Below are 20,372 nucleotides of genomic sequence, written 5' to 3' on the forward strand. Positions count from 1 at the left end.
GTGGATCTGTTCCGCAGCGAGCCCGTCGCGCAGCCCCTGGCGGCACGGCTGAGGCCCGCAAACCTGGACGAGTACGTGGGGCAGGAACACCTGCTGGCCCGCGGCAAGCCCTTGCGCGAGGCGCTGGAGCAGGGCGCGCTGCACTCGATGATCTTCTGGGGCCCGCCGGGAGTCGGCAAGACCACCCTGGCGCGGCTGCTGGCGCAGGTGTCGGATGCCCATTTCGAGACCATTTCCGCGGTGCTGTCCGGGGTCAAGGAGATCCGCCAGGCGGTCGAGGTGGCCAAGCAGCACGCCGCGCAATATGGGCGCCGGACCATCCTGTTCGTCGACGAGGTGCACCGCTTCAACAAGAGCCAGCAGGATGCCTTCCTGCCCTATGTGGAAGACGGCACGCTGATCTTCATTGGCGCGACCACCGAGAACCCGTCCTTCGAGTTGAACAACGCGCTGCTCTCGCGGGCTCGCGTGTATGTCCTCAAGAGCCTCGACGAAGCCGCCCTGCGCAAGCTGGTGGGCCGCGCGCTGAACGAGGACAAGGGCCTCGGCAAGCGCAACCTGAGCCTGCCGGAGGAGAGCTTCCAGGTTCTCCTGGCCGCCGCCGACGGCGATGGGCGGCGCCTGCTGAACCTGCTGGAGAACGCTGCCGACCTCGCCGAGGACGGCAGCGAGATCAGTCCCGAACTGCTGCAGAATCTGCTCGGCGATACCCGCCGGCGTTTCGACAAGGGCGGCGAGGCGTTCTACGACCAGATCAGCGCGCTGCACAAGTCGGTGCGTGGCTCCAATCCCGACGCGGCACTCTATTGGTTCGCGCGCATGCTCGACGGCGGCTGCGATCCCCTGTACATCGCCCGGCGGGTGGTGCGCATGGCCAGCGAGGAGGTTGGCAACGCCGATCCTCGCGCACTCGGCCTATGCCTGTCGGCCTGGGACGTGCAGGAGCGCCTGGGCAGCCCCGAAGGCGAGCTGGCGGTGGCCCAGGCCATCGTCTACCTGGCCTGTGCGCCGAAGAGCAATGCGGTGTACAGCGCGTTCAACGCGGCGATGCGCGACGTCGCCGAAAGCGGCTCGCGGGAAGTGCCATTGCACTTGCGCAACGCGCCGACCAAATTGATGAAGAGCCTCGGCTACGGCGAGGAATACCGCTACGCCCACGACGAGCCGGATGCCTATGCCGCCGGAGAGGATTATTTCCCCGAGGATCTGGAGCCGCGGCGTTACTATCAACCGGTGCCGAGGGGCCTGGAACTGAAGATCCGCGACAAGCTGGAACACCTGGCCGAGCTGGATCGCACCAGCCCCCGCCAACGCAGAAAATCCTGAGCGGTATGGGCTCGGCGGAGCTAGCCAGGCTTCCGTGACGGCGTCGATGACGTCGCCGGGGCCGGCGAAGCGCCAACCGGGCCACGAGCCGCCGATAACCGACACGAGACGAGAAAAGAGCATGCTCGATCCCAAACTGGTACGCACCCAGCCGCAAGAAGTGGCTGCCCGCCTGGCCACCCGTGGCTTCCAACTGGATGTCGCGCGCATCGAAGCGCTGGAAGAGCAGCGCAAGTCGGTACAGACCCGTACCGAGCAGTTGCAGGCCGAGCGCAACGCGCGCTCCAAGGCGATCGGCCAGGCCAAGCAGCGTGGCGAGGACATCGCGCCGCTGCTGGCCGATGTCGACCGCATGGGCTCCGAACTGGAGGAAGGCAAGCGCCAGTTGGACGCCATCCAGGGCGAACTGGATGCCATGCTGCTGGGCATTCCCAACCTGCCGCACGAGTCGGTGCCGGTCGGTGCCGACGAGGACGCCAACGTCGAAGTGCGTCGCTGGGGCACGCCGAAGACCTTCGATTTCGAGGTCAAGGACCATGTCGCCCTCGGTGAACGGCACGGCTGGCTGGATTTCGAGACCGCCGCCAAGCTTTCCGGCGCGCGCTTCGCCCTCATGCGCGGCCCGATCGCCCGCCTGCATCGCGCCCTGGCGCAGTTCATGATCAACCTGCATACCGCCGAGCATGGCTACGAGGAGGCCTACACCCCCTATCTCGTCCAGGCTCCGGCGCTGCAAGGCACCGGCCAGTTGCCGAAGTTCGAGGAGGACCTGTTCAAGATCGGCCGCGACGGCGAAGCCGACCTCTACCTGATCCCGACCGCCGAGGTTTCGCTGACCAACATCGTCTCCGGGCAGATCCTCGATGCCAAGCAGTTGCCGCTGAAGTTCGTCGCCCATACCCCGTGCTTCCGCAGCGAGGCTGGTGCCTCCGGGCGCGATACCCGCGGCATGATCCGCCAGCACCAGTTCGACAAGGTGGAGATGGTGCAGATCGTCGATCCGGCCACCTCCTACGAGGCGCTGGAAGGCCTGACCGCCAACGCCGAGCGCGTCCTGCAACTGCTCGAGCTGCCGTATCGGGTGCTGGCGCTGTGCACCGGCGACATGGGCTTCGGTGCGACCAAGACCTACGACCTGGAAGTCTGGGTTCCCAGCCAGGACAAGTACCGCGAGATTTCCTCCTGCTCCAACTGCGGCGACTTCCAGGCCCGGCGCATGCAGGCCCGCTACCGCAATCCGGAAACCGGCAAGCCCGAGCTGGTGCACACCCTCAACGGCTCCGGCCTGGCCGTCGGCCGCACCCTGGTGGCGGTGCTGGAGAACTACCAGCAGGCGGACGGCTCGATCCGTGTGCCGGAAGTCCTCAAGCCCTACATGGCTGGCATCGAGGTGATCGACTGACATGGATTTCCTGCCGCTGTTCCACTCCTTGCAAGGGCGCCTCGCGCTGGTGGTCGGCGGCGGCGAAGTCGCCCTGCGCAAGGCGCGCCTGCTGGCCGACGCCGGCGCGCGCCTGCGCGTGGTCGCGCCGCAGATCCACATCGAACTGCGGCATCTGGTGGAGCAGGGCGGCGGCGAGCTGCTCGAACGCGACTACCAGGACGGCGACCAGCCCGGCTGCGCCCTGATCATCGCCGCCACCGACGACGAACCGCTGAACGCCGAGGTGTCGCGAGCGGCCAATGCGCGCGGGATACCGGTCAACGTGGTGGACGCGCCGGCCCTGTGCAGCGTGATCTTCCCGGCTATCGTCGACCGTTCGCCGCTGGTGGTGGCGGTCTCCAGCGGCGGCGACGCACCCGTGCTGGCGCGGCTGATCCGGGCCAAGCTGGAAACCTGGATTCCCTCGACCTACGGGCAACTGGCCGGACTCGCCAGCCGCTTCCGCCACCGGGTCAAGGAATTGCTACCCGACCTGCAGCAGCGCCGGGTGTTCTGGGAAAACCTGTTCCAGGGCGAGATCGCCGAACGTGTCCTGGCCGGCCGCCCGGCGGAAGCCGAGCGTCTCCTGGAAGAGCGCCTGGCCGGTGGCCTCGCGCACATAGCCACGGGCGAGGTATATCTGGTCGGGGCCGGGCCGGGGGATCCGGACCTGCTGACGTTCCGTGCCCTGCGCCTGATGCAGCAGGCCGACGTGGTGCTCTACGATCGCCTGGTGGCGCCTTCGATCCTCGAATTATGCCGCCGCGATGCCGAACGTCTGTACGTCGGCAAGCGCCGCGCCGAACATGCGGTGCCGCAGGATCGGATCAACCGCCTGCTGGTGGAGCTGGCCAGCCAGGGCAAGCGCGTGCTGCGCCTGAAGGGCGGCGACCCGTTCATCTTCGGCCGCGGCGGTGAGGAAATCGACGAACTGGCTGCCCACGGCATACCTTTCCAGGTCGTGCCGGGAATCACTGCGGCCAGCGGCTGCGCGGCCTACGCCGGGATTCCGCTGACTCATCGCGACCATGCGCAATCGGTTCGTTTCGTCACCGGTCACCTGAAGGACGGCACCACCGACCTGCCGTGGCAGGACCTGGTAGCGCCTGGCCAGACCCTGGTGTTCTACATGGGCCTGGTGGGATTGCCGGTGATCTGCGAGCAACTGGTCGCCCACGGTCGCTCCGCGCAGACCCCGGCGGCGCTGATCCAGCAGGGGACCACCGTCCAGCAGCGGGTATTCACCGGAACCCTGGAAAACCTGCCGCAGCTGGTGGCCGAGCACGAAGTGCATGCGCCGACCCTGGTGATCGTCGGCGAAGTCGTGCAACTGCGCGACAAGCTGGCCTGGTTCGAAGGCGCCCGCGAGGACGCCTGAGCCTTCAGCCTTCTCCCCAGATGCCCTTGCCGGGAAGTCGTTCCCGGCCTGGCGCGCGCGCCAGGTCGAGGCGCGGGCCCAGCGGTACTATCCCGGTCGGGTTGATGGTACGGTGGCTGGCGTAGTAGTGCCCCTTGATATGTTCGAAGTCCACTGTCTCGCCGATGCCCGGGCGTTGGTACAGCTCGCGCAGCCAGCCGGAGAGATTCGGGTAGTCTTCGATGCGCCGCAGGTTGCATTTGAAGTGTCCGTGGTACACCGCATCGAAGCGCACCAGGGTGGTGAACAGGCGGATATCGGCCTCGGTCAGGTATTCGCCGGCCAGGTAGCGGCGTTCGCCGAGCAAGCCTTCCAGGTAGTCCAGCTCCTCGAACAACTGGACGAAGGCCTCCTCGTAGGCGTCCTGGCGAGTGGCGAAGCCGGCACGGTACACGCCGTTGTTGACCGCCGGATAGATGCGTCCGTTGAGGCGTTCGATCTCCTCGCGCAGCGGCTCCGGGTAGAAGTCCAGCGCGTTGGCGCCGATGGCGTCGAAGGCGCTGTTGAAGATGCGGACGATATCGGCTGATTCGTTGTTGACGATCTTCTGCGCCTGCTTGTCCCACAGCAGCGGCACCGTGACCCGGCCGCTGTAGTGCGGGTCGTCGCGGGTATAGCGCTGGTGCAGAAAGGCCAGGCCGTCGAGGCGATCGCCAGTGGAGCCGTGGGCGGGGTCGAAGGTCCAGCCGTTCTCGCGCATCAGCCAACTGACCACCGAAACATCCACCAGCGACTCCAGCCCCTTCAGCTTGCGCACGATCAGGGTCCGATGGGCCCAGGGGCAGGCCAGCGAGACATAGAGATGGTAGCGCCCGCCCTCGGCGGGGAACGCCGGCTCGCCCAGCCAATGGCGGCGCTGGGCGTTTTCGCGCTGGAAGCGGCCGTCTTTCTGTGTGTCATACCACTGGTCGTGCCAGCGGCCATCGATCAACTGTCCCATGAGCGGGTTCCTCCATACGTCGTTGGAGGAACAGTCTAGTGTCGGTTGATCGATAAATTTATATAAATAAAGGGCTATTCGTATCGATCAGATCGATTCGTTTCGGGTCGCCCAGTAGTGTGCGGCTTCCTTGAAGGCTTCTTCGCGATTCTTGCCAAGGGCCCGTAGCGCCAGGGCCATGCTGGAGAGCACCGCCAGGTGGCCATAGGCGTCGCCTTCGCGGCCGTCCCAGACGGCCCGAAGGAAACCCGGGTCGAGCTGTTCCGGCTTCATGTGCCGGTGCGTCGACAATGCCGGCCATTCCTCGTCCCAGGCTTCGCCCTGGTCGCAACCATACAGGTGGGCGACGACGTCCGGGTTGACTTCGATCTCGCCGCCTTCGCCCTTGATGACGATGGCCCGGTCGCCGAGCAGGCGGCTGGCCTCGCGGTGGGTTTCCTGGTAACCGGGGTGGAAGATGCTCTGCAGGATGCAATCCGCATTCAGGGGGTTGAGCAGGCGAACCAGCGAATGGATCGGCGAGCGCAGACCGAGGGTATTGCGCAGATCGATCATACGTTGCAGCACCGGCATCCAGGCGCCGAGCGGAATGAACGCCAGGTGGCCGCGCTCCAGGGCCTGTTCTACCTGCAGCCAGTCGTGGCAGAGCGGGATCTCCAGCGCCGCCAGCAACTGTTCGCTGTACAGGCGTCCGGCGGTATGCGCGCCGCCGCCGTGCATGAGGATGCGCACGCCATGGCCGGCCAGGCACTTGGCGGCCAGCAGGTACCAGGGCAGGTGGCGCTTCTTGCCGGCGTAACTGGGCCAGTCGAGGTCGACGCGCAAGGACGGGACTTGCAGGCGCTCGCGCACCGCCTCGGTGAAACCGGCCAGTTCCTCGCTGCTTTCCTCCTTGTGCCGCAGGAGCATGAGGAAGGCGCCCAGCTGGGTGTCCTCGACCCTGCCGTCGAGGATCATGCCGAGGGCCTCGCGGGCTTCCTCCCGGGTCAGGCTGCGCGCTCCGCGCTTGCCTTTGCCGAGGATGCGGACGAACTGGGCGAACGGATGTTCGGCGGGAGTCGAGAGAGTCATAGACAGTTGCTCGGTTTCGGCAGGCCGGCCAGCTTCGCGCCAAGCTTGGCCGGGGCGCCCTTGAACAGGTGGTTGAGGTGCAGGCTGTTGCCCTTGTCCGGCCCCAGTCGCTGGGCGACGTACTTGATCAGCGGGCGGTTGGCCGGAGACAGCTGGAACTCCGCATAGAACTCGCGGAGCAGTTGGAGAATCTCCCAGTGCTCGGCGGTCAGGGCCAGCTCCTCGCGGGCGGCCAGGGCTTCCGCCACCGGCTCCGACCAATCGTCGAGGGCGGCGAGGTAGCCGTCCTTGTCCAGCCGGATTTCCCGGCCTTCCAGCGTAAGGAGCGTCATAGCCAACTGTTGACCTTGTCGAAGCGGGTGGCGAGTTCGACGAAGCCGGGGTAGTCCACCGCCACCAGGCGAGCGGGGACGTCCTCGATACCGCGCGCCTGGAGGTCTTCCAGCAGGGCGAACAGTTCGATTTCCGCCGGCATCAGTTCCAGGGCCTGGCAGGCGTGGCTGCCGGCCAGCAAGGCGTGCACGGCGTCGCCGCAGAGCAGCAGGCCGTCGCCGGGGTTGAGCAGGTACAGGCAACTGCCCAGGCGGCCGTCATTGAACGGCGAGCGGGACAGTACGTGGAGGGTCGTGGCCATCAGAGGGTAATCACCTGGTCGTAGCGTTGCAGCAGGTCGCGCAGGGCCTGGTCGTCGAGCACCTCGACCGCGAGGGCCAGGCGCTCTTCCGCCAGGCCACGCTCGCGCAGGCTGCGGGCCGAGACGTAGAGGTCGTCCACGCCGAACATCGGCAGGGCCTGCAGGTTGGCCTGCAGGTCCTTCTGCTGCAGGTGCGCAGGATGCTGGCCGGGAGCCAGCTGGAACGCGCCGTCGTCGAGGAACAGCATGCCGACCGGTAGATCGAAGGCGCCGCCGGCCAGGGCTATGTCCAGCGCCTCGCGGGCGCTCGGGCCGGACCAGGGCGACTGGCGGCTGATGATCAGCAGCGACTGGCTCATCGGTCGCCTCCGAAGCAGACCAGGCGGTCCGCGGTTTGCGCCGCCTCGTGCAACTGGCCGAGTCCGGACAGTTCCCATGGTGCGCCAAGGTTGGCGCCGGGACGGCCGTAGCGTTCGGCTTCCTCGGCGTTCAGCACGCCGCGGCGAAGGGCGGCGGCGATGCAGACCACGGCGTCCAGGCCGTTGCGCTCGACCAACTCGCGCCAGGCGGCGGGCAGGTCGAACTCGTCCTGGCCGCTCACGACGTTGGCCGAGGCGCTGTGCACGCCGTCCTGGTAGAGGAACAGGCGGACGATTTCGTGCCCGCCGGCCAGCGCGGCTTCGCTGAAGCGCAGCGCGCGGCGGGCGGCGGGGGAGTGGGGGGGGGCGAATAGGGCGATGGCGAATTTCATGCTGCGATACGCGAAGGATTTCTTCGAATGATAAACCAATGCCTGTGTTTTGCCGGTCCGCAAATGAAAAAGCCCGTCGCGGGGACGGGCTTTTCCGGAGGCGCTTTCTATCAGTCGTCGCCGCCGGCGATGCCGAAGATCTGCAACAGGCTGATGAACAGGTTGTAGATCGACACGTACAGGCTGATGGTGGCCATGATGTAGTTGCGTTCGCCGCCGTGGATGATCGCGCTGGTCTGGTAGAGGATCATCGCCGAGGAGAACAGGACGAAGCCGGCGCTGATCGCCAGTTGCAGGCCACTGATCTGGAAGAACAGCGATACCAGCACGGCGCCCAGCAGGACGAAGAAGCCGGCGGTGATGAAGCCGGACAGGAAGCTCATGTCCTTGCGGGTGGTCAGCACATAGGCGGACAGGCCGAAGAACACCAGGGCGGTCATGGCGAACGCCGAAGTGATGACGCTGCCGCCGTTGGGCAGGCCGAGGTACATGTTGAGGATCGGGCCGAGCGTGTAGCCCATGAAGCCGGTCAGGGCGAAGGTGCTGACCAGGCCCCAGGCGCTGTTGCGCAGCTTCACGGTAAGGAAGAACAGGCCGTAGAAGCCGATCAGCACCACGAACACGTTCGGATAGGGCAGGCGCATCTGCTGCGAAACGTAGGCCACCAGGCCGCTGAAGGCCAGGGTGAGTGCCAGCAGGCCGTAGGTATTGCGCAGAACGCCGCTGACTTCACGCTGTTCCGCGACGGCGGAGTTCAGCTGATATTGCTGTTCTTGCATGGTGTGGGTACTCCTTAACGGGAACGGGTCCATGACGTACTGATGGGCATGATAGCAAAGCCTCTGCCAGGGCCAATCGATAGAGTTTGACAGTGTGTTGCTATCCGGTACTATGGCGCCCCGCGATGCGGAGGTGTGGCCGAGTGGTTTAAGGCAACGGTCTTGAAAACCGTCGAAGGGGAGACTCTTCCGTGAGTTCGAATCTCACCGCCTCCGCCATATCCGCGTACTGAAAAGCCCCGCTGAGCGGGGCTTTTGCATTTTCGGGGCGCCGCTCTTCCGCACTTCCGGATCGTTTCCGCAGCCTGCCCGGCGTCGATTCGATGACTCTCCGATTTCGTCGGGTAATGGCTTCAGATCACGAAGAAGCCGTGGGTTCCGTCGCGACCGAGTTGTTCCACCAGGCCGAACTCCCAGTCCAGGTAGCCCTGCATCGCTTCGCGCGGATTGTCGGTACCTTCGTAGGGGCGGCGGTAGCGGTCGATGCGCGGCGACGCCAACAGGCTTTCGCCGTCTTCCGTCGGCAGGCCCGCGGCGACCCAGGCGTTGGTGCCGCCGTCGAGAAGGAACACCGGCTTGCCGCTGAGTGCCTGGACTTCCGCCACGGCGAAGCGCGCCAGCAGGCTGCTGCCGCAGGTGAGTACGTAGCGCTCGGCCGTGCCCAGCCGTTCCAGTGCCTGCTTCAACTGGCTGCGCAATACCCAGGCGGCGCCGGGGATGTGGCGTTTCGCATAGTTGGCGCTGGCGGTGAAGTCGAGCACCCGGGTGCCCGGTTCGCCCAGCCAGGCGGCGAGGGTGGTCGGGTCGATGGTGTCGGCCCGGGGTTGCCCCGGCAGCGGCGCGCTCCAGGCGCCCCTCTCGCTGAAGTCGGCGTCGGAGAGTCCGTCCAGTACCGCGACCTGCCAGCCCATCTGGGCCAGCCAGGAGGCGCTCATGTTGGCGCGTACGCCATCGTCGTCCACCAGTACCAGGCGCGCGCCGCGCACGCTGGCGACATGGTCGGTTTCCTGAACCAGCTGGCCACCGGGCGTGGAGCGGGAGCCAGGCAGGTGACCGGCTTCGTATTCCTCGGGCGTGCGTACGTCGAGCAGGTAGGTGGTGCGGTCGTGCTCGTCCTGCCATTGGGCCAGACCGGCCAGGTCGAGGCGTTCGACGCCGGCGCGGTCGGCGACGGCACGGGCGCGCTGGGCGGCGGCCTTGCGAGTGTCCTGCGAGATCGCACCGAAGCGTCGCGTCTGGCCGTGTTCCAGTTGCTGACCGGCCAGCGTCCAGCCGATGGTGCCGTTGCGTAATGCCGCCACCGGGTTGGGGATGCCGGCGTTGAGCAGCGACTGGGTACCGATGATGCTACGAGTGCGCCCGGCACAGTTGACTATCACCCGGGTGCGCGGGTCCGGCGCCAGTTCGGCGACGCGCAGCACCAGTTCGGCGCCGGGCACGCTGATGCCGCCGGGGATACTCATGGTCTGGTATTCGTCGAAACGACGGGCATCCAGGATCACCGCGTCGGCCCTGGCGTCGAGCAAAGTCTGTACTTCCTCCGCGGCCAGCGATGGCGTGTGGCGCTCGGCCTCCACCAGTTCGCCGAAGGCCTTGCTCGGCACGTTCACATCCCTGAACAGCTCGCCGCCGGCGTTGCGCCAACCGGACAGGCCGCCATCGAGCAAGGCCACGTCGCTGTAGCCGAGGTCGAGGAGGCGTTGCGCGGCGACCGGCGCCAGGCCTTCGCCGTCGTCGTAGACGGTAATCGGCGTGTCGCGGCGCGGCACCCGGGCATGGATCTCCAGTTCCAGCCTGGACAGCGGCAGGTTGACGGCGAACAGGGGATGGGCCTGGGCGAACGGGTCCTCTTCGCGCACGTCGAGCAGCGCCAGCTCCCGGCGGGCGAGGAGAGCGGCGCGGATATCGTGGAAGGTGCGTACGGCGATCTGGCTCATGCGTGGTTCTCTTTCGACAGGTCCCAGATATTGGGCAAGCGGCTGTTGGAATAGCCGGAAATGAAGGGTTTTTCCTCACCTTCGGCGCTGAACACGGCACGCCGTACCGCACCGATATTGGCGCCGTAGACGTGGATACTGATGGATGTGCGGTCGCTGAAGGCGTTGCTCACCTGGTGCACGTCGCCAATGCGTGGCGACAGCGCTTCGACCTCGCCGGGCTCCAGGCGTCGACGGGCTCCGCTGGGATGCGGACGCCCCCCCGCATCGAAGGCGTACGGCTGCGAGTATTCGGCCCCGCGGAGCATGCCGATCAGGCCCCAGACCCGATGATCGTGTACCGGTGTGATCTGGCCCGGCCCCCAGACGAAGCTGACCACCGAGAAGCGCTGCCGTGAGTCGACATGCAGCAGGTACTGTTGGTAGCGCTGTGGATCGGGGCGGGCGCAGTCTTCCGGCAGCCAGTCGTCCTGGCGCACCAGCTCGGCCAGCAGGGGGGGGGCTTGGGTGAGCAGGGTGGATTCGTCGGGACGGCTGTCGAGCAGTGTCGCCAGCTCGCCGATGAACTGGCGCAGGCGGTCGAGGCGCAGGATGGATGACATGCGGGGATTCACTCCGGGAAGTTCTGGCGGTACGGTAGCAAACGCTTTTTTATTCCTGAAATGCATTTTGAATCTAAGCTAATATGCGAGAAATGCAATTGGTGCCGGCCCCATGAAAATCGATGACATCGACGCCTTCGTCGCGGTGATCCGCAACGCTTCCCTGAGCCAGGCCGCCGAGAGCCTGGGCCTGACCCAGTCTGCGATCACCCGGCGGGTACAGAGCCTGGAGGAGTCCCTCGGAGTGGCATTGCTGGACCGCAATACCAAGCCGCTCAAACCCACCGCCAGCGGACTGCGGGTCTACGAACAGTGCCGGCGGGTGCTGCGCGAGGTGGATGGCCTGCGCGAACTGGTGGCCGGCGACGCCACACCAAGTGGCGTGCTGCGCCTGGGCGTGCCGCAGAGTATCGGCGAGGTGGTGTTGCTGGATGCCCTTCGGCGGCTGGCCGACGAGTACCCGGAGCTGCGCGCGCAGGTCGGCACTGGCTGGGGCAGCCATTTGCTGGCGCGCCTGGAGAATGCCGAACTGGACGCGGCAGTGGTGTTGTTTCCGCCAAGCAAGGTGTTCCCCGAAGAACTCGGCGCCACGCCCCTAGGGCGCATGGAACTCTGCGTGGTGGTCGCCCGCGACAGTGCCATCCAGGCGCGACGCCTGCTCGATTGCTACCACCATGGCTGGGTGCTCAACCCCGATGGCTGCGGCTTCCGTGCCGGCCTGCAACGGGCCCTGGCCGATCAGGGCCTGGGCCTGCAACTGAACCTCGAGACTTTCGGCAGCGAGCTGCAACTGGGCCTGGTCGCCGCGGGCCGGGGTCTCGGCCTGGTGCCGGCGCCGGCCCTGGCGCGTAGCCGCTACCGCGATCAGTTGCAGGTGCTGCAATTGGAGGATTTCCAGCCGCTGATCCAGCTCTGGCTGGTGCGTCCGCGCCTGCTGGGCAATCTGGAGACGCCGGCACGGCTGTTCGGCAGGGCGGTGGCCGAGGGGTTGGATATGCAAGCCGGTTGAGTAGCGGCGCCGGGAGATCCCCGGGAGACGGGAGCGTGAATGAGAAGGGGCTGCAGTCGGGATCAACATTCCCCTGCGAGCCCCTTTTCGCTTCAGAGGGAAGAGGGAGCGAGGGCGGCTACGCATAGTGTCCGCCTTGGGAAACGCAAAGACGGAAAAGCTAAATATGCGTGTTTAGCATATTAAGATATGACAAAAATGAATTTCCATCATGTAGTTTCAGCCTGTAGCTTCTAAGAAAAGCACCCATGCAGATGTTTTTCTTATAACGACAGCCGCCAACCTTATCAGTCGAGCGGCCCAGGCGAGGGCAACAGCGTGAGCGTGGAAATTCTCGGCATGATCACCGCCACACCGAGTTCCGAGGTGGACCAGCCGTTGGGGGAGGCTGTGGACGCCGGTTTCGTCCGGCGTTTCGCCCAGGCCCATGAGGACGCCGGCTTCGACCGGGTGCTGGTGGGGTATTTCAGCAATGCCGCCGAGGGCGCGGTGGTCAGTTCCTTCGTCGCCGCTGCCACCCGGCGCCTTGGCGTTCTCCTGGCCTATCGCCCGGGGGTGATCGCAGCGCCGCTGGCGGCACGCCAACTGGCCACCCTGGATCAGTTCAGCGAGGGCCGCCTGGCCCTGAACGTAGTCAGTGGTGGTAACGACGAGGACCTCGCGCGCGATGGCGACTACCTCGACCATGACCGCCGCTACGCCCGTACCGACGAATACCTGCAAGCCCTGCGTGCTATCTGGACCGCCACGGGACCGGTGGATTTCGACGGCGAGTTCTATCGTTTCCAGGGCGCCTCGCCAGCGGTGCGCCCGCGCCAGTCGCCGCACATACCGATCTATTTCAGTGGCTCCTCCGACGCAGCCATCGAGGTCGCCGCCAGGCACGCCGACACCTACATGCTCTGGGGCGAGCCGCTGGCCGCGGTCGACGGGCATATCCGCCGAGTGCGCGCCGCCGCCAAGGCCCAGGGACGCGATCCGCGCTTCTCGGTGTCATTCCGGCCGATCGTCGCGGATACCGAGGAGGCCGCCTGGAAGCGTGCCGCCGAGGTGCTCGAACAGGTCCGCGAGAACCGTGCGCGCCTCGGTCTGCCGCTGCGCGACCACCAGCCGCAGAACGTCGGTTCGCAGCGCCTGCTGGCCGCCGCCGAGCAGGGCGAGGTGCTCGACAGCCGTTTGTGGACCGGCGTGGCCCGGCTGACCGGGGCGCGCTGGAACTCCACCGCCCTGGTAGGCACCCCCGAGCAGGTTGCCGCTGCGCTTGGCGAGTACTACCGGCTGGGCGTCTCGACCTTCCTGATTCGAGGCTTCGATCCGCTCGGCGACGCCGTGCGCTACGGCCAGGGCCTGATTCCCGCCATACATGACCATATCGCCCGCCTGCCGCTGTTGCGGCACGCCGGTTGAGGAGCTCCGATGAAACTCAAGCAATACCTGCTAACCAGCTTCGCCACGCTTCTGCTCGGTGCCTCCCTGGCCCAGGCCGCAGACCTGCCGACGTTGCGTGTGGGCGACCAGAACTACTACAACGTGCGGGCTTCAATGGAGGCCTCGGGAGTTCTCGAAGGCGCGCCTTACCAGGTCGAATGGAAGCATTTCCAGTCCGCCGCGCCGGTGGCCGAGGGGTTGCAGGCCGGAGCGCTGGACCTGGGTTTCCTCGGCGACTCGGGCTTCATCTTCCTCGCCGCCAAGGGTGCGCCGGTGAAGCTGGTCGGCGTCTCGCGGCAGAACCTCGATACCATAGCCCTGCTGGTGCCGAAGGATTCTCCGGTGCGCAGCATTGCCGATCTCAAGGGCAGGAAAGTCGCCTACTGGCCCGGTGCCTGGAGCCAGCAACTGACCTTGCGCGCGCTGGAGAAAGCCGGCTTGCCGAAGGACTACGTGGAGTTCGTCAAGCTGATGCCGATCGACGCCGCCGCCGCCTTGCCGCGCGGCAGCATCGATGCCTTTCCGGTGTGGGAGCCGTATATCTCGCAGCAGATCGTGGTTTCCGGCGCACGGCCGATTCTCACCGCCCGCGACCTGATGCCGGGGCTGTCCAGCATCGCCGCCAACGCTGCTTCCATCGAGCCCAGGCGCGCGCAGATCGCCGACTTCCTCGGCCGCCTGCGCAAGGCACGGGCCTGGGTCGAGGCACACAAGGAGCAGTACGCCGACCTCTGGGCGCAGAAGGCCAATCTCGACCGGGCAGTCTCCCGCCATTGGATCGGCCAGGCCGGCATGAGCGTCGGCCCGGTAGACGCCCAGGCCGCCACCGACTACCAGGAGACCGCGGATTTCCTGCTGCAGACCGGTGCCTTGCCCAAGCCGTTCGACACTTCCACGGTGATCGACACGTCCTTCAACGAAGCCTTCCACTGAGTACGGACCATGAGCATCCAGTTTCTCGGCATGATCGGCCATCGCCTGGCCTCGGAGACCCTCGCGCCGGTCGGACCTATCCTCGACAAGCCTTACATCGCCGCTTTCGCACGCGCCCACGAAGAGGCCGGCTTCGATCGAATCCTGGTCGGCTACTGGTCGGACCAGCCGGATGGATTCCTGGTGGCCGCCGCCGCTGGCCTGGCCACTTCCCGGATCGGTCTGCTGCTGGCGCACCGCCCCGGTTTCGTCGCCCCGACCCTGGCCGCGCGCAAGCTGGCGACCCTCGAACACCTCCTCGACGGGCGCCTGGCGGTGCATATCATCAGCGGCGGCAGCGACGCCGACCAGCGCAAGGACGGCGATTATCTCGACCACGACCAGCGCTATGCCCGCAGCGACGAATTCATCGAACTGCTCAAGCGCACCTGGACCAGCACCGAACCCTTCGATTTCCACGGCGCGCACTACCGCGTGGAGCACGCCTTCTCGGCCATCCGTCCGCAGCAGAAACCGCACATTCCGGTGTATTTCGGCGGCTCCTCGGAAGCCGCGCTGAAGGTCGCCGGCAAGCAGGCCGATGTGTTCATGCTCTGGGGCGAACCCCTGGCACAGGCCGCCGAAACCATCTCCGCTGTGCGCGAACAGGCGCGCTCGAATGGTCGCGAAGTGGAATTCAGCCTGTCGTTCCGGCCCATCCTCGGGCGCACGGAGGACGAGGCCTGGGCCAAGGCCGAGGCGATACGCGCAAGCGCCAGCGCGCGCCTGGGCGAGGCCGGCTTCCCCAAGGGCAAGCCGCAGAGCGTCGGCGCCCAGCGTCTGCTCAAGGCGGTGGAGCAGGGCGAGCGCCTCGACGAGCGCCTTTGGACCGGAATCGCCAGGCTGGTCGGTGGTGGGCACAACTCCACCGCCCTGGTCGGTACCGCGGAACAGGTGGCCGACGCCCTGCTCGCCTACTACGACCTGGGCGTGCGCAATATCCTCATTCGCGGTTTCGATCCCCTCGCCGATGCCGTGGAATATGGCCGCGAGCTGATCCCGCTGACCCGCGCCAAAGTCGCCGAGCGCGAGCGCCGGCGCGCCACGGCCTGATCCCATGGCCGTCCTGCAGACTCCCTCGGCGGCGTTCGATGAACGGCTGCCAGAACTGACCCGGCAACTGGCGGAAAGCGCCGATGCCCATGACCGCAGCGGAGATTTTCCCCATGCCAACCTGGCCCTGCTGCGACACCACGGGCTGCTCGCCCTGGCCTTGCCGCCTGCGCTCGGCGGTCCCGGCGCCAGCCTCGGCGAGCTGCGCCGGGTAATCGGCGCGGTGGCTCGCGGCGAACCCTCCACGGCCCTGGTGCTGTGCATGCAGTACCTGCATTTGCGGCGCCTGGCCGATAACCCCGATTGGCCCGGCGCGCTCAAGCGGCGCGTGGCGCGCGAGGTGCTGGAGCAGGGGGCGTTGATCAATAGCCTGCGCGTGGAGCCCGAGCTGGGTTCGCCGTCACGCGGCGGTCTGCCGGGTACGCTGGCGCGGCGTGTCGGCGACGGCTGGCAGCTGTCTGGGCACAAGCTCTACACCACCGGCATTCCCGGCCTGACCTGGCTGGCGGTATGGGCGCGCAGCGACGAGCCGATCCCCCGCGTGGGTACCTGGCTGGTGCGCCGCGACAGCCCAGGCATCCGTATCGTGGAGAGCTGGGACCATCTGGGCATGCGCGCCAGCGGCAGCCACGAGGTGCTCTTCGAAGAGGTGGCGGTGCCTCTGGAAAACGCCATCGGCCTGCATCCCCACGACCAGCCTCCGGCGCCGGACCAGGCCGTGCTGCGCGACTTCGCCCAGGCTAGCGCGGTGTTGCTTGGCGCTCTCTACGACGGTATCGCCGGGAGCGCCCGCGAGTGGCTCGTCGGCTGGCTGCGCGAGCGCGTGCCGGCCAGTCTCGGCGCGCCGTTGGCGAGCCTGCCGAGGATGCAGGAGGCGCTCGGCGGGATCGACGGCCTGCTCCTGCAGAACCGCCTGCTGCTCGATGCCGCGTGCTGCGGACAGTTGCCCGCCAGCGACTCCGGGCTGCTCAAGGTCGCGGTCATCGACAACGCGTTGGCGGTGGTCGAGAAGGCCCTGGAACTGAGCGGCAACCACGGCCTCAGCCGGCACAATCCGCTACAGCGGCACTACCGCGACGTGCTTTGCGGACGTGTCCACACGCCACAGAAAGATAGCGTCTGGAGCGCGGCGGGGAGGGCGGCGCTGAGTCTTTGAAACGTACCTCCCACGATTCTCGACCCTGGCCTTGTCGGCGACCGCACCGGCGGAACGGATAGCCCAGGATAGCCCCGGCTCCGTGCGGAGCTGCCTGGAGATTGCCCATGAAACGACCCCTGTGTGTGCTTGCCGGCCTGCTGGCCGCGACCCTGCTGGCTGGAGCCGCCAGCGCCGCCGACCTCATCAGCCTGCGCCTGGGCGATGTGAAGGGCGACCGCTACGCCGCCCTGCGCGCGTCCGGCGAGCTCGACGACCTGCCGTACAAGCTGGAAATGTCGGCGTTCCCCTCCGGTGCACCGGTGCTCGAGGCGCTCAACGCCGGGGCCCTGGACATAGGCTTTACCGGCGACATCCCGTTCCTCTTCGTCTACGCTGCCGGCGCGCCGCTCAAGGCGGTGGGCGCCTGGCACTTCAACCCGGCGACCGTGGCGCTGGTGGTCGGCAAGGACTCGCCGATCCGTTCGGTGGCCGGCCTCAAGGGCAAGCGCATTGCCGTCAATCGCGGCGGCTGGGGGCATTTCCTCGCCCTTGGCGCGTTGCGTCGCGCCGGCCTCGGACCGCAGGACGTAAGCTTTTCCTTCCTTGGTCCGGTGGACGGCCGTGCCGCCCTGGTGCGTGGCTCGGTAGACGCCTGGGTGCCCTGGGAGCCCTATACCTCCAGCGCCGTGCTGCTCGATCAGGCGCGGGTCATCGACAACGGTGCCGGGATCATGACCGGCTACTCCTATGCCCTGGCCAGCGACGCTGCGATCGCCCGCAAGAAGGCCGCGATCAGCGACCTGCTGACCCGCCTGGCGCGTGCCCAGGCCTGGGCCCTGAGGCATCCGGAGGCGTTCGCCGAGGCCCTGGCCAAGGATCTGAACATGCCGCGCGAAGTCACTCGGCGCTGGGTTGGCGAGGCGCGCATCAGTCCTGTGGTCTTCGGTCCGGAGGTTGCCGCCACCCTGCAGACCGCCGCCGATTTCTTCCATGCCGAAGGCGTGCTGCCGAAGTCGCTGGAGGTCGCCCCGGCGTTCGACTTCAGCCTGTCCGCCGGTGCCGCCGAAGTGGCCCGCCAGTTGCCCGCCGACCTCCGCGTCGGCCAGCGTTGAGGAGTTACGGAATGCGTCAGACCCTGAGCCTGTTCCTGCTTCTCTGCCTGCTCGTCGGCCAGGCCTGTGCCGACGAGCGCGTGACCCTGCGCCTGGCCGACCAGAAGGGCAACATGCGCGCCCAGTTGGAGGCTGCCGGCGCGCTGGACGACCTGACCTACGACATCCGCTGGTTCGAATTCCCCGCCGCCGCCCCCCTCGCCGAAGCACTCAATGCCGGTGCGGTGGATGCCGGCATCATCGGCGACGCGCCATTGCTCTTCGCCCTGGCCGCCGGTGCCCGGCTGAAGGCCATCGCCGTCGACAAATCCGATCCCTACGGTACCGCCGTGCTGGTGAGAGGGGATTCGCCGCTGCGCTCGGCCAACGACCTGAAAGGTCAGCGCATTGCCACCGGGCGCGGTTCCATCGGCCACTTCGTCGCGCTCAAGGCCTTGGCCTCGGTCGGGCTGGGCGAGAAGGACGTCGAATTCCGCTTCCTCGGCCCGGTGGACGCGAAAATGGCCCTCGCCAATGGTTCCGTGGATGCCTGGGCGACCTGGGAGCCCTACACCGCGTTCGCGGAGACCGCCGACAAGGCTCGGGTACTGGTCGACGGTCGCGGCCTGTGGGCTGGCAACAGCTTCCTCGCTGCTACCGATAGCGCACTGGCCGACCCGGCGAAACGCGCCGTGCTGCAGGACTACCTGCAACGCCTGGCCAGCGCCCAGCGCTGGGCGTACCTGCACCTGGACGAGTATTCGCGAAGCCTGGCGCAGATCATCGGCTTCCCCGAGGACGCCGCGCGCTTGCAGTTCGAACGCCGGCGCTTGCGTTGGCAGGCGCTGGATGAGCGAACGCTCGGCCAGCAGCAGGAGACCGCCGATTTCTACCAGGCCCATGGATTGATTCCGCAGCGCCTCGATGTGCGGCCGACCTTCGCCAGCGGCTTTGCGGTCAGGCAGGCGTCGGATGCGGATATCCGGTAGGCGCTGCCTGGGTATTAATTGATAACTATAAGTTATTTATCGATTGTTTTTTATTCCAATAATCTATCCGTTCCGTCGCCGGCAGCTGGAACTCCCGTCCCTGCGGGCGCTCGCACCTATCCCAGGAGTCATCGCATGTCTCGTCCGTTCCTGCGTCGCTTGGCCATCGTGTTTGCCGCTTCCGTCGTCCTGTCGGGCATTGGTGGCGCACAGGCCGAGGAGGTCCTGCGCATCGGCTTCCAGAAATCCTCGACTCTGCTGACCCTGATCCGCAGCCAGGGCACCTTCGAGCGCGAGTTGGCTAGGCAGGGCATCCGGGTGTCCTGGCATGAGTTCCCCAGCGGCCTGCCGTTGCTCGAATCGCTCAATGTCGGCAACGTCGATCTCTCCGCCGACGTCGCCGACACCGTGCCGGTGTTCGCCCAGGCGGCGGGTGCTCGCCTGACCTACTTCGCCCGCGGCGCAGGCGATACTGGTCGGCGAACATTCGCCGCTGAAGTCCCTGGCCGAGCTGAAGGGCAAGCGCATCGCCGTGACCAAGGCCGCCGGCAGCCACTACCTGCTGATCGCCGCGCTGGCCAGCGCCGGGCTTGAGTTCTCCGACATCCAGCCAGCCTACCTGACGCCAGCCGACGGCCGCGCCGCCTTCGAGAACGGCAAGGTCGACGCCTGGGTGACCTGGGACCCCTACGTGGCAAGCGCCCAGCGCCAGCAACGCGCGCGGGTACTGGCCGACGGCCAGGGCCTGGCCAGCTACCAGCGCTACTACCTCGCCTCCAGCGACTACGCCAGGAAACATCCTGAAGTGCTCCAGCAGGTCTTCGCCGAACTGCAGCGCACCGGGCGCTGGCTCAAGAGCCACCCGGCCGACGCGGCCAAGGTGCTGGGGCCGCTGTGGGGCAATCTCGATGCCGCTACCGTCGAGCAGGCGAATGCGCGGCGCAGCTACGACGTACAACCGGTGAGCGCAGATGGTCTCGACGAGCAACAGCGCATCGCCGACGCCTTCCACGCCCAGGGACTGCTACCCAAACCGGTGGATACGCGCGCCGTGGAGGTATGGCAGCCGCGGCACTGAGCGGCGCGGCTGCCCTGTGATGCGCGGCACCGGCGGCCAGCGTAGCTTGCCGCTGGCGCGCGTCCTTCAGGCCAGCCCATAGCTGATCTGCTCGGCCTTGACGTGGAACGCCTGCTCACGGCTCGGAAGATGCTGGTTGGCATCGGCGTTGCCCTGGCGCAGGCGTTCGGACCTCAGCGTTGGCAGGCGGAACACATCCTGCCGCTCGGTCTGCAACGCATTGCCGCGCATCAGTTCCATCAACGGAACCTGCATGGCCGGGGTGCTCTGGCCGAGGAAGTAGTTGGGCACCTCGTCGCACCACAGCAGCATGTAGTCGCTCACCGCATCGTGCTCGGCGTCGAGCACCACGTACTCGACGCGGTGGCGCAGGACCACTTCGGCGTCGATGCTCCAGCGGGTGTCCACGGTGAACAGCGGAACGTGCTTTTCCACGTCCACCAGCAGGCCATTCACCGCCTTGCAGCCGGACTTGCGGCAGGCCACGTGGTAGCGCTTGTCGGGGAGGGGGTGACGCGCCACCACGTCGCGCCCGCCAAGCAGGTGCAGGTCGAACTCCTTGATGCGGATGTCGATCAGCTCGCACGGCAGGTCGAACCCCGCAGGCGTCAGCAGCCTGGGGCAGAAATGGATAAGCATGGTTTTCTCCATCAGGCATGCCCGGGGCTTTCCCGCCCAGGGGGAGAGGTATCTCTATCGGTCGCAGGTCAGCCGGCAAGCCGCATCCTGACGGA

20 protein-coding genes, 1 tRNA gene and 1 pseudogene are annotated in these 20,372 nt (G+C 66.9%); 12 read left to right on the forward strand and 10 right to left on the reverse strand.

Going from position 1 to position 20,372, the window contains the following annotated elements:
• The 3 genes from LT948_RS28490 (at nucleotide 1) to cysG (ending at nucleotide 4,127) form a co-directional block, all read left to right on the forward strand.
• On the forward strand, nucleotides 1-1,326 hold the full coding sequence (locus LT948_RS28490; protein WP_023104458.1) for a replication-associated recombination protein A: 1,326 nt from the start codon (nucleotides 1-3) through the stop codon (nucleotides 1,324-1,326).
• 121 nt (nucleotides 1,327-1,447) lie between these two features.
• Nucleotides 1,448-2,728, forward strand: a complete 1,281-nt coding sequence (serS, locus tag LT948_RS28495) for a serine--tRNA ligase (protein ID WP_033995839.1) — start codon at nucleotides 1,448-1,450, stop codon at nucleotides 2,726-2,728.
• Between the two features lies 1 nt (nucleotide 2,729).
• Nucleotides 2,730-4,127, forward strand: coding sequence for a siroheme synthase CysG (gene cysG / locus LT948_RS28500; RefSeq protein ID WP_023109951.1), 1,398 nt, complete (start codon nucleotides 2,730-2,732; stop codon nucleotides 4,125-4,127).
• Nucleotides 4,128-4,131: 4 nt separating this feature from the next.
• On the opposite strand, the gene LT948_RS28505 is transcribed toward cysG, so the two are convergent.
• The 7 genes from LT948_RS28505 to LT948_RS28535 form a co-directional block, all read right to left on the reverse strand.
• Nucleotides 4,132-5,106, reverse strand: a complete 975-nt coding sequence (locus LT948_RS28505; protein ID WP_003097628.1) for a glutathione S-transferase family protein — start codon at nucleotides 5,104-5,106, stop codon at nucleotides 4,132-4,134.
• A gap of 87 nt (nucleotides 5,107-5,193) precedes the next feature.
• Nucleotides 5,194-6,177, reverse strand: coding sequence for a glycosyl transferase family protein (locus LT948_RS28510; protein WP_003108776.1), 984 nt, complete (start codon nucleotides 6,175-6,177; stop codon nucleotides 5,194-5,196).
• Nucleotides 6,174-6,509, reverse strand: a complete 336-nt coding sequence (locus LT948_RS28515) for a TusE/DsrC/DsvC family sulfur relay protein (protein WP_003090393.1) — start codon at nucleotides 6,507-6,509, stop codon at nucleotides 6,174-6,176. The genes LT948_RS28510 and LT948_RS28515 overlap by 4 nt, the downstream gene beginning before the upstream one ends.
• Complete coding sequence (gene tusB, locus LT948_RS28520) at nucleotides 6,506-6,811, reverse strand: sulfurtransferase complex subunit TusB (protein WP_003090391.1); 306 nt, start codon at nucleotides 6,809-6,811, stop codon at nucleotides 6,506-6,508. The genes LT948_RS28515 and tusB overlap by 4 nt, the downstream gene beginning before the upstream one ends.
• Entirely contained in the window at nucleotides 6,811-7,170 is a 360-nt protein-coding gene (gene tusC, locus LT948_RS28525; RefSeq protein ID WP_003090389.1) for a sulfurtransferase complex subunit TusC, read from the reverse strand. Before tusC ends, tusB begins: the two co-directional genes overlap by 1 nt.
• Nucleotides 7,167-7,562, reverse strand: coding sequence for a sulfurtransferase complex subunit TusD (tusD, locus tag LT948_RS28530; protein ID WP_019485635.1), 396 nt, complete (start codon nucleotides 7,560-7,562; stop codon nucleotides 7,167-7,169). The genes tusC and tusD overlap by 4 nt, the downstream gene beginning before the upstream one ends.
• 110 nt (nucleotides 7,563-7,672) lie before the next feature.
• Nucleotides 7,673-8,341 carry a Bax inhibitor-1/YccA family protein gene (locus LT948_RS28535; RefSeq protein WP_003090386.1) on the reverse strand — a complete coding sequence of 223 codons (669 nt, stop codon included), beginning with the start codon at nucleotides 8,339-8,341 and terminating at the stop codon, nucleotides 7,673-7,675.
• A 129-nt stretch (nucleotides 8,342-8,470) separates the two neighbouring features.
• Between LT948_RS28535 and LT948_RS28540 the strand changes: the two genes are divergently transcribed.
• Nucleotides 8,471-8,560, forward strand: a tRNA-Ser gene (locus LT948_RS28540).
• A 134-nt stretch (nucleotides 8,561-8,694) separates the two neighbouring features.
• On the opposite strand, the gene LT948_RS28545 is transcribed toward LT948_RS28540, so the two are convergent.
• Together LT948_RS28545 and LT948_RS28550 are read right to left on the reverse strand one after the other, a co-directional pair.
• Nucleotides 8,695-10,278 (reverse strand): rhodanese-related sulfurtransferase, encoded by a 1,584-nt coding sequence (locus LT948_RS28545; protein ID WP_023091682.1) that lies wholly within the window; start codon nucleotides 10,276-10,278, stop codon nucleotides 8,695-8,697.
• Nucleotides 10,275-10,880 carry a 3-mercaptopropionate dioxygenase gene (locus tag LT948_RS28550; RefSeq protein WP_033996146.1) on the reverse strand — a complete coding sequence of 202 codons (606 nt, stop codon included), beginning with the start codon at nucleotides 10,878-10,880 and terminating at the stop codon, nucleotides 10,275-10,277. Before LT948_RS28550 ends, LT948_RS28545 begins: the two co-directional genes overlap by 4 nt.
• Before the next feature lie 112 nt (nucleotides 10,881-10,992).
• Between LT948_RS28550 and LT948_RS28555 the strand changes: the two genes are divergently transcribed.
• From LT948_RS28555 to LT948_RS28590, 8 genes and pseudogenes are all read left to right on the forward strand, one after another.
• Nucleotides 10,993-11,889: a LysR family transcriptional regulator gene (locus LT948_RS28555; protein ID WP_003090383.1), complete on the forward strand. Its 897-nt coding sequence runs from the start codon at nucleotides 10,993-10,995 to the stop codon at nucleotides 11,887-11,889.
• Nucleotides 11,890-12,228: 339 nt separating this feature from the next.
• Nucleotides 12,229-13,296 (forward strand): LLM class flavin-dependent oxidoreductase, encoded by a 1,068-nt coding sequence (locus tag LT948_RS28560; RefSeq protein WP_003130938.1) that lies wholly within the window; start codon nucleotides 12,229-12,231, stop codon nucleotides 13,294-13,296.
• Between the two features lie 9 nt (nucleotides 13,297-13,305).
• The gene (locus tag LT948_RS28565) at nucleotides 13,306-14,250 is read left to right on the forward strand and encodes an ABC transporter substrate-binding protein (protein WP_003130939.1); all 945 of its coding nucleotides are present in this window, start codon (nucleotides 13,306-13,308) and stop codon (nucleotides 14,248-14,250) included.
• 9 nt (nucleotides 14,251-14,259) lie between these two features.
• Complete coding sequence (locus tag LT948_RS28570; RefSeq protein ID WP_033996147.1) at nucleotides 14,260-15,342, forward strand: LLM class flavin-dependent oxidoreductase; 1,083 nt, start codon at nucleotides 14,260-14,262, stop codon at nucleotides 15,340-15,342.
• A gap of 4 nt (nucleotides 15,343-15,346) precedes the next feature.
• Nucleotides 15,347-16,498, forward strand: a complete 1,152-nt coding sequence (locus tag LT948_RS28575) for an acyl-CoA dehydrogenase (protein WP_003162150.1) — start codon at nucleotides 15,347-15,349, stop codon at nucleotides 16,496-16,498.
• Nucleotides 16,499-16,605: 107 nt separating this feature from the next.
• Complete coding sequence (locus LT948_RS28580; RefSeq protein WP_003113358.1) at nucleotides 16,606-17,592, forward strand: aliphatic sulfonate ABC transporter substrate-binding protein; 987 nt, start codon at nucleotides 16,606-16,608, stop codon at nucleotides 17,590-17,592.
• An 11-nt stretch (nucleotides 17,593-17,603) separates the two neighbouring features.
• On the forward strand, nucleotides 17,604-18,560 hold the full coding sequence (locus LT948_RS28585) for an ABC transporter substrate-binding protein (protein WP_003097601.1): 957 nt from the start codon (nucleotides 17,604-17,606) through the stop codon (nucleotides 18,558-18,560).
• 135 nt (nucleotides 18,561-18,695) lie between these two features.
• A pseudogene (locus LT948_RS28590) lies at nucleotides 18,696-19,638 on the forward strand (aliphatic sulfonate ABC transporter substrate-binding protein).
• A 66-nt stretch (nucleotides 19,639-19,704) separates the two neighbouring features.
• Here the strand turns inward: LT948_RS28590 and qteE are convergent.
• Complete coding sequence (gene qteE, locus LT948_RS28595) at nucleotides 19,705-20,277, reverse strand: quorum threshold expression protein QteE (protein ID WP_003090369.1); 573 nt, start codon at nucleotides 20,275-20,277, stop codon at nucleotides 19,705-19,707.
• Nucleotides 20,278-20,372: the final 95 nt, after the last annotated feature.

This window comes from Pseudomonas sp. CP-1 (assembly GCF_021213715.1).
GTDB lineage: Bacteria > Pseudomonadota > Gammaproteobacteria > Pseudomonadales > Pseudomonadaceae > Pseudomonas > Pseudomonas aeruginosa.

Bases quoted from the DNA above. Each gene is read 5' to 3' on its own strand.
- serS (WP_033995839.1), top strand. From the start codon at position 1,448: ATGCTCGATCCCAAACTGGTACGCACCCAGCCGCAAGAAGTGGCTGCC.
- cysG (WP_023109951.1), top strand. From the start codon at position 2,730: ATGGATTTCCTGCCGCTGTTCCACTCCTTGCAAGGGCGCCTCGCGCTG.
- LT948_RS28505 (WP_003097628.1), bottom strand. From the start codon at position 5,106: ATGGGACAGTTGATCGATGGCCGCTGGCACGACCAGTGGTATGACACA.
- LT948_RS28510 (WP_003108776.1), bottom strand. From the start codon at position 6,177: ATGACTCTCTCGACTCCCGCCGAACATCCGTTCGCCCAGTTCGTCCGC.
- LT948_RS28515 (WP_003090393.1), bottom strand. From the start codon at position 6,509: ATGACGCTCCTTACGCTGGAAGGCCGGGAAATCCGGCTGGACAAGGAC.
- tusB (WP_003090391.1), bottom strand. From the start codon at position 6,811: ATGGCCACGACCCTCCACGTACTGTCCCGCTCGCCGTTCAATGACGGC.
- tusC (WP_003090389.1), bottom strand. From the start codon at position 7,170: ATGAGCCAGTCGCTGCTGATCATCAGCCGCCAGTCGCCCTGGTCCGGC.
- tusD (WP_019485635.1), bottom strand. From the start codon at position 7,562: ATGAAATTCGCCATCGCCCTATTCGCCCCCCCCCACTCCCCCGCCGCC.
- LT948_RS28535 (WP_003090386.1), bottom strand. From the start codon at position 8,341: ATGCAAGAACAGCAATATCAGCTGAACTCCGCCGTCGCGGAACAGCGT.
- LT948_RS28545 (WP_023091682.1), bottom strand. From the start codon at position 10,278: ATGAGCCAGATCGCCGTACGCACCTTCCACGATATCCGCGCCGCTCTC.
- LT948_RS28550 (WP_033996146.1), bottom strand. From the start codon at position 10,880: ATGTCATCCATCCTGCGCCTCGACCGCCTGCGCCAGTTCATCGGCGAG.
- LT948_RS28555 (WP_003090383.1), top strand. From the start codon at position 10,993: ATGAAAATCGATGACATCGACGCCTTCGTCGCGGTGATCCGCAACGCT.
- LT948_RS28560 (WP_003130938.1), top strand. From the start codon at position 12,229: ATGATCACCGCCACACCGAGTTCCGAGGTGGACCAGCCGTTGGGGGAG.
- LT948_RS28565 (WP_003130939.1), top strand. From the start codon at position 13,306: ATGAAACTCAAGCAATACCTGCTAACCAGCTTCGCCACGCTTCTGCTC.
- LT948_RS28570 (WP_033996147.1), top strand. From the start codon at position 14,260: ATGAGCATCCAGTTTCTCGGCATGATCGGCCATCGCCTGGCCTCGGAG.
- LT948_RS28575 (WP_003162150.1), top strand. From the start codon at position 15,347: ATGGCCGTCCTGCAGACTCCCTCGGCGGCGTTCGATGAACGGCTGCCA.
- LT948_RS28580 (WP_003113358.1), top strand. From the start codon at position 16,606: ATGAAACGACCCCTGTGTGTGCTTGCCGGCCTGCTGGCCGCGACCCTG.
- LT948_RS28585 (WP_003097601.1), top strand. From the start codon at position 17,604: ATGCGTCAGACCCTGAGCCTGTTCCTGCTTCTCTGCCTGCTCGTCGGC.
- qteE (WP_003090369.1), bottom strand. From the start codon at position 20,277: ATGCTTATCCATTTCTGCCCCAGGCTGCTGACGCCTGCGGGGTTCGAC.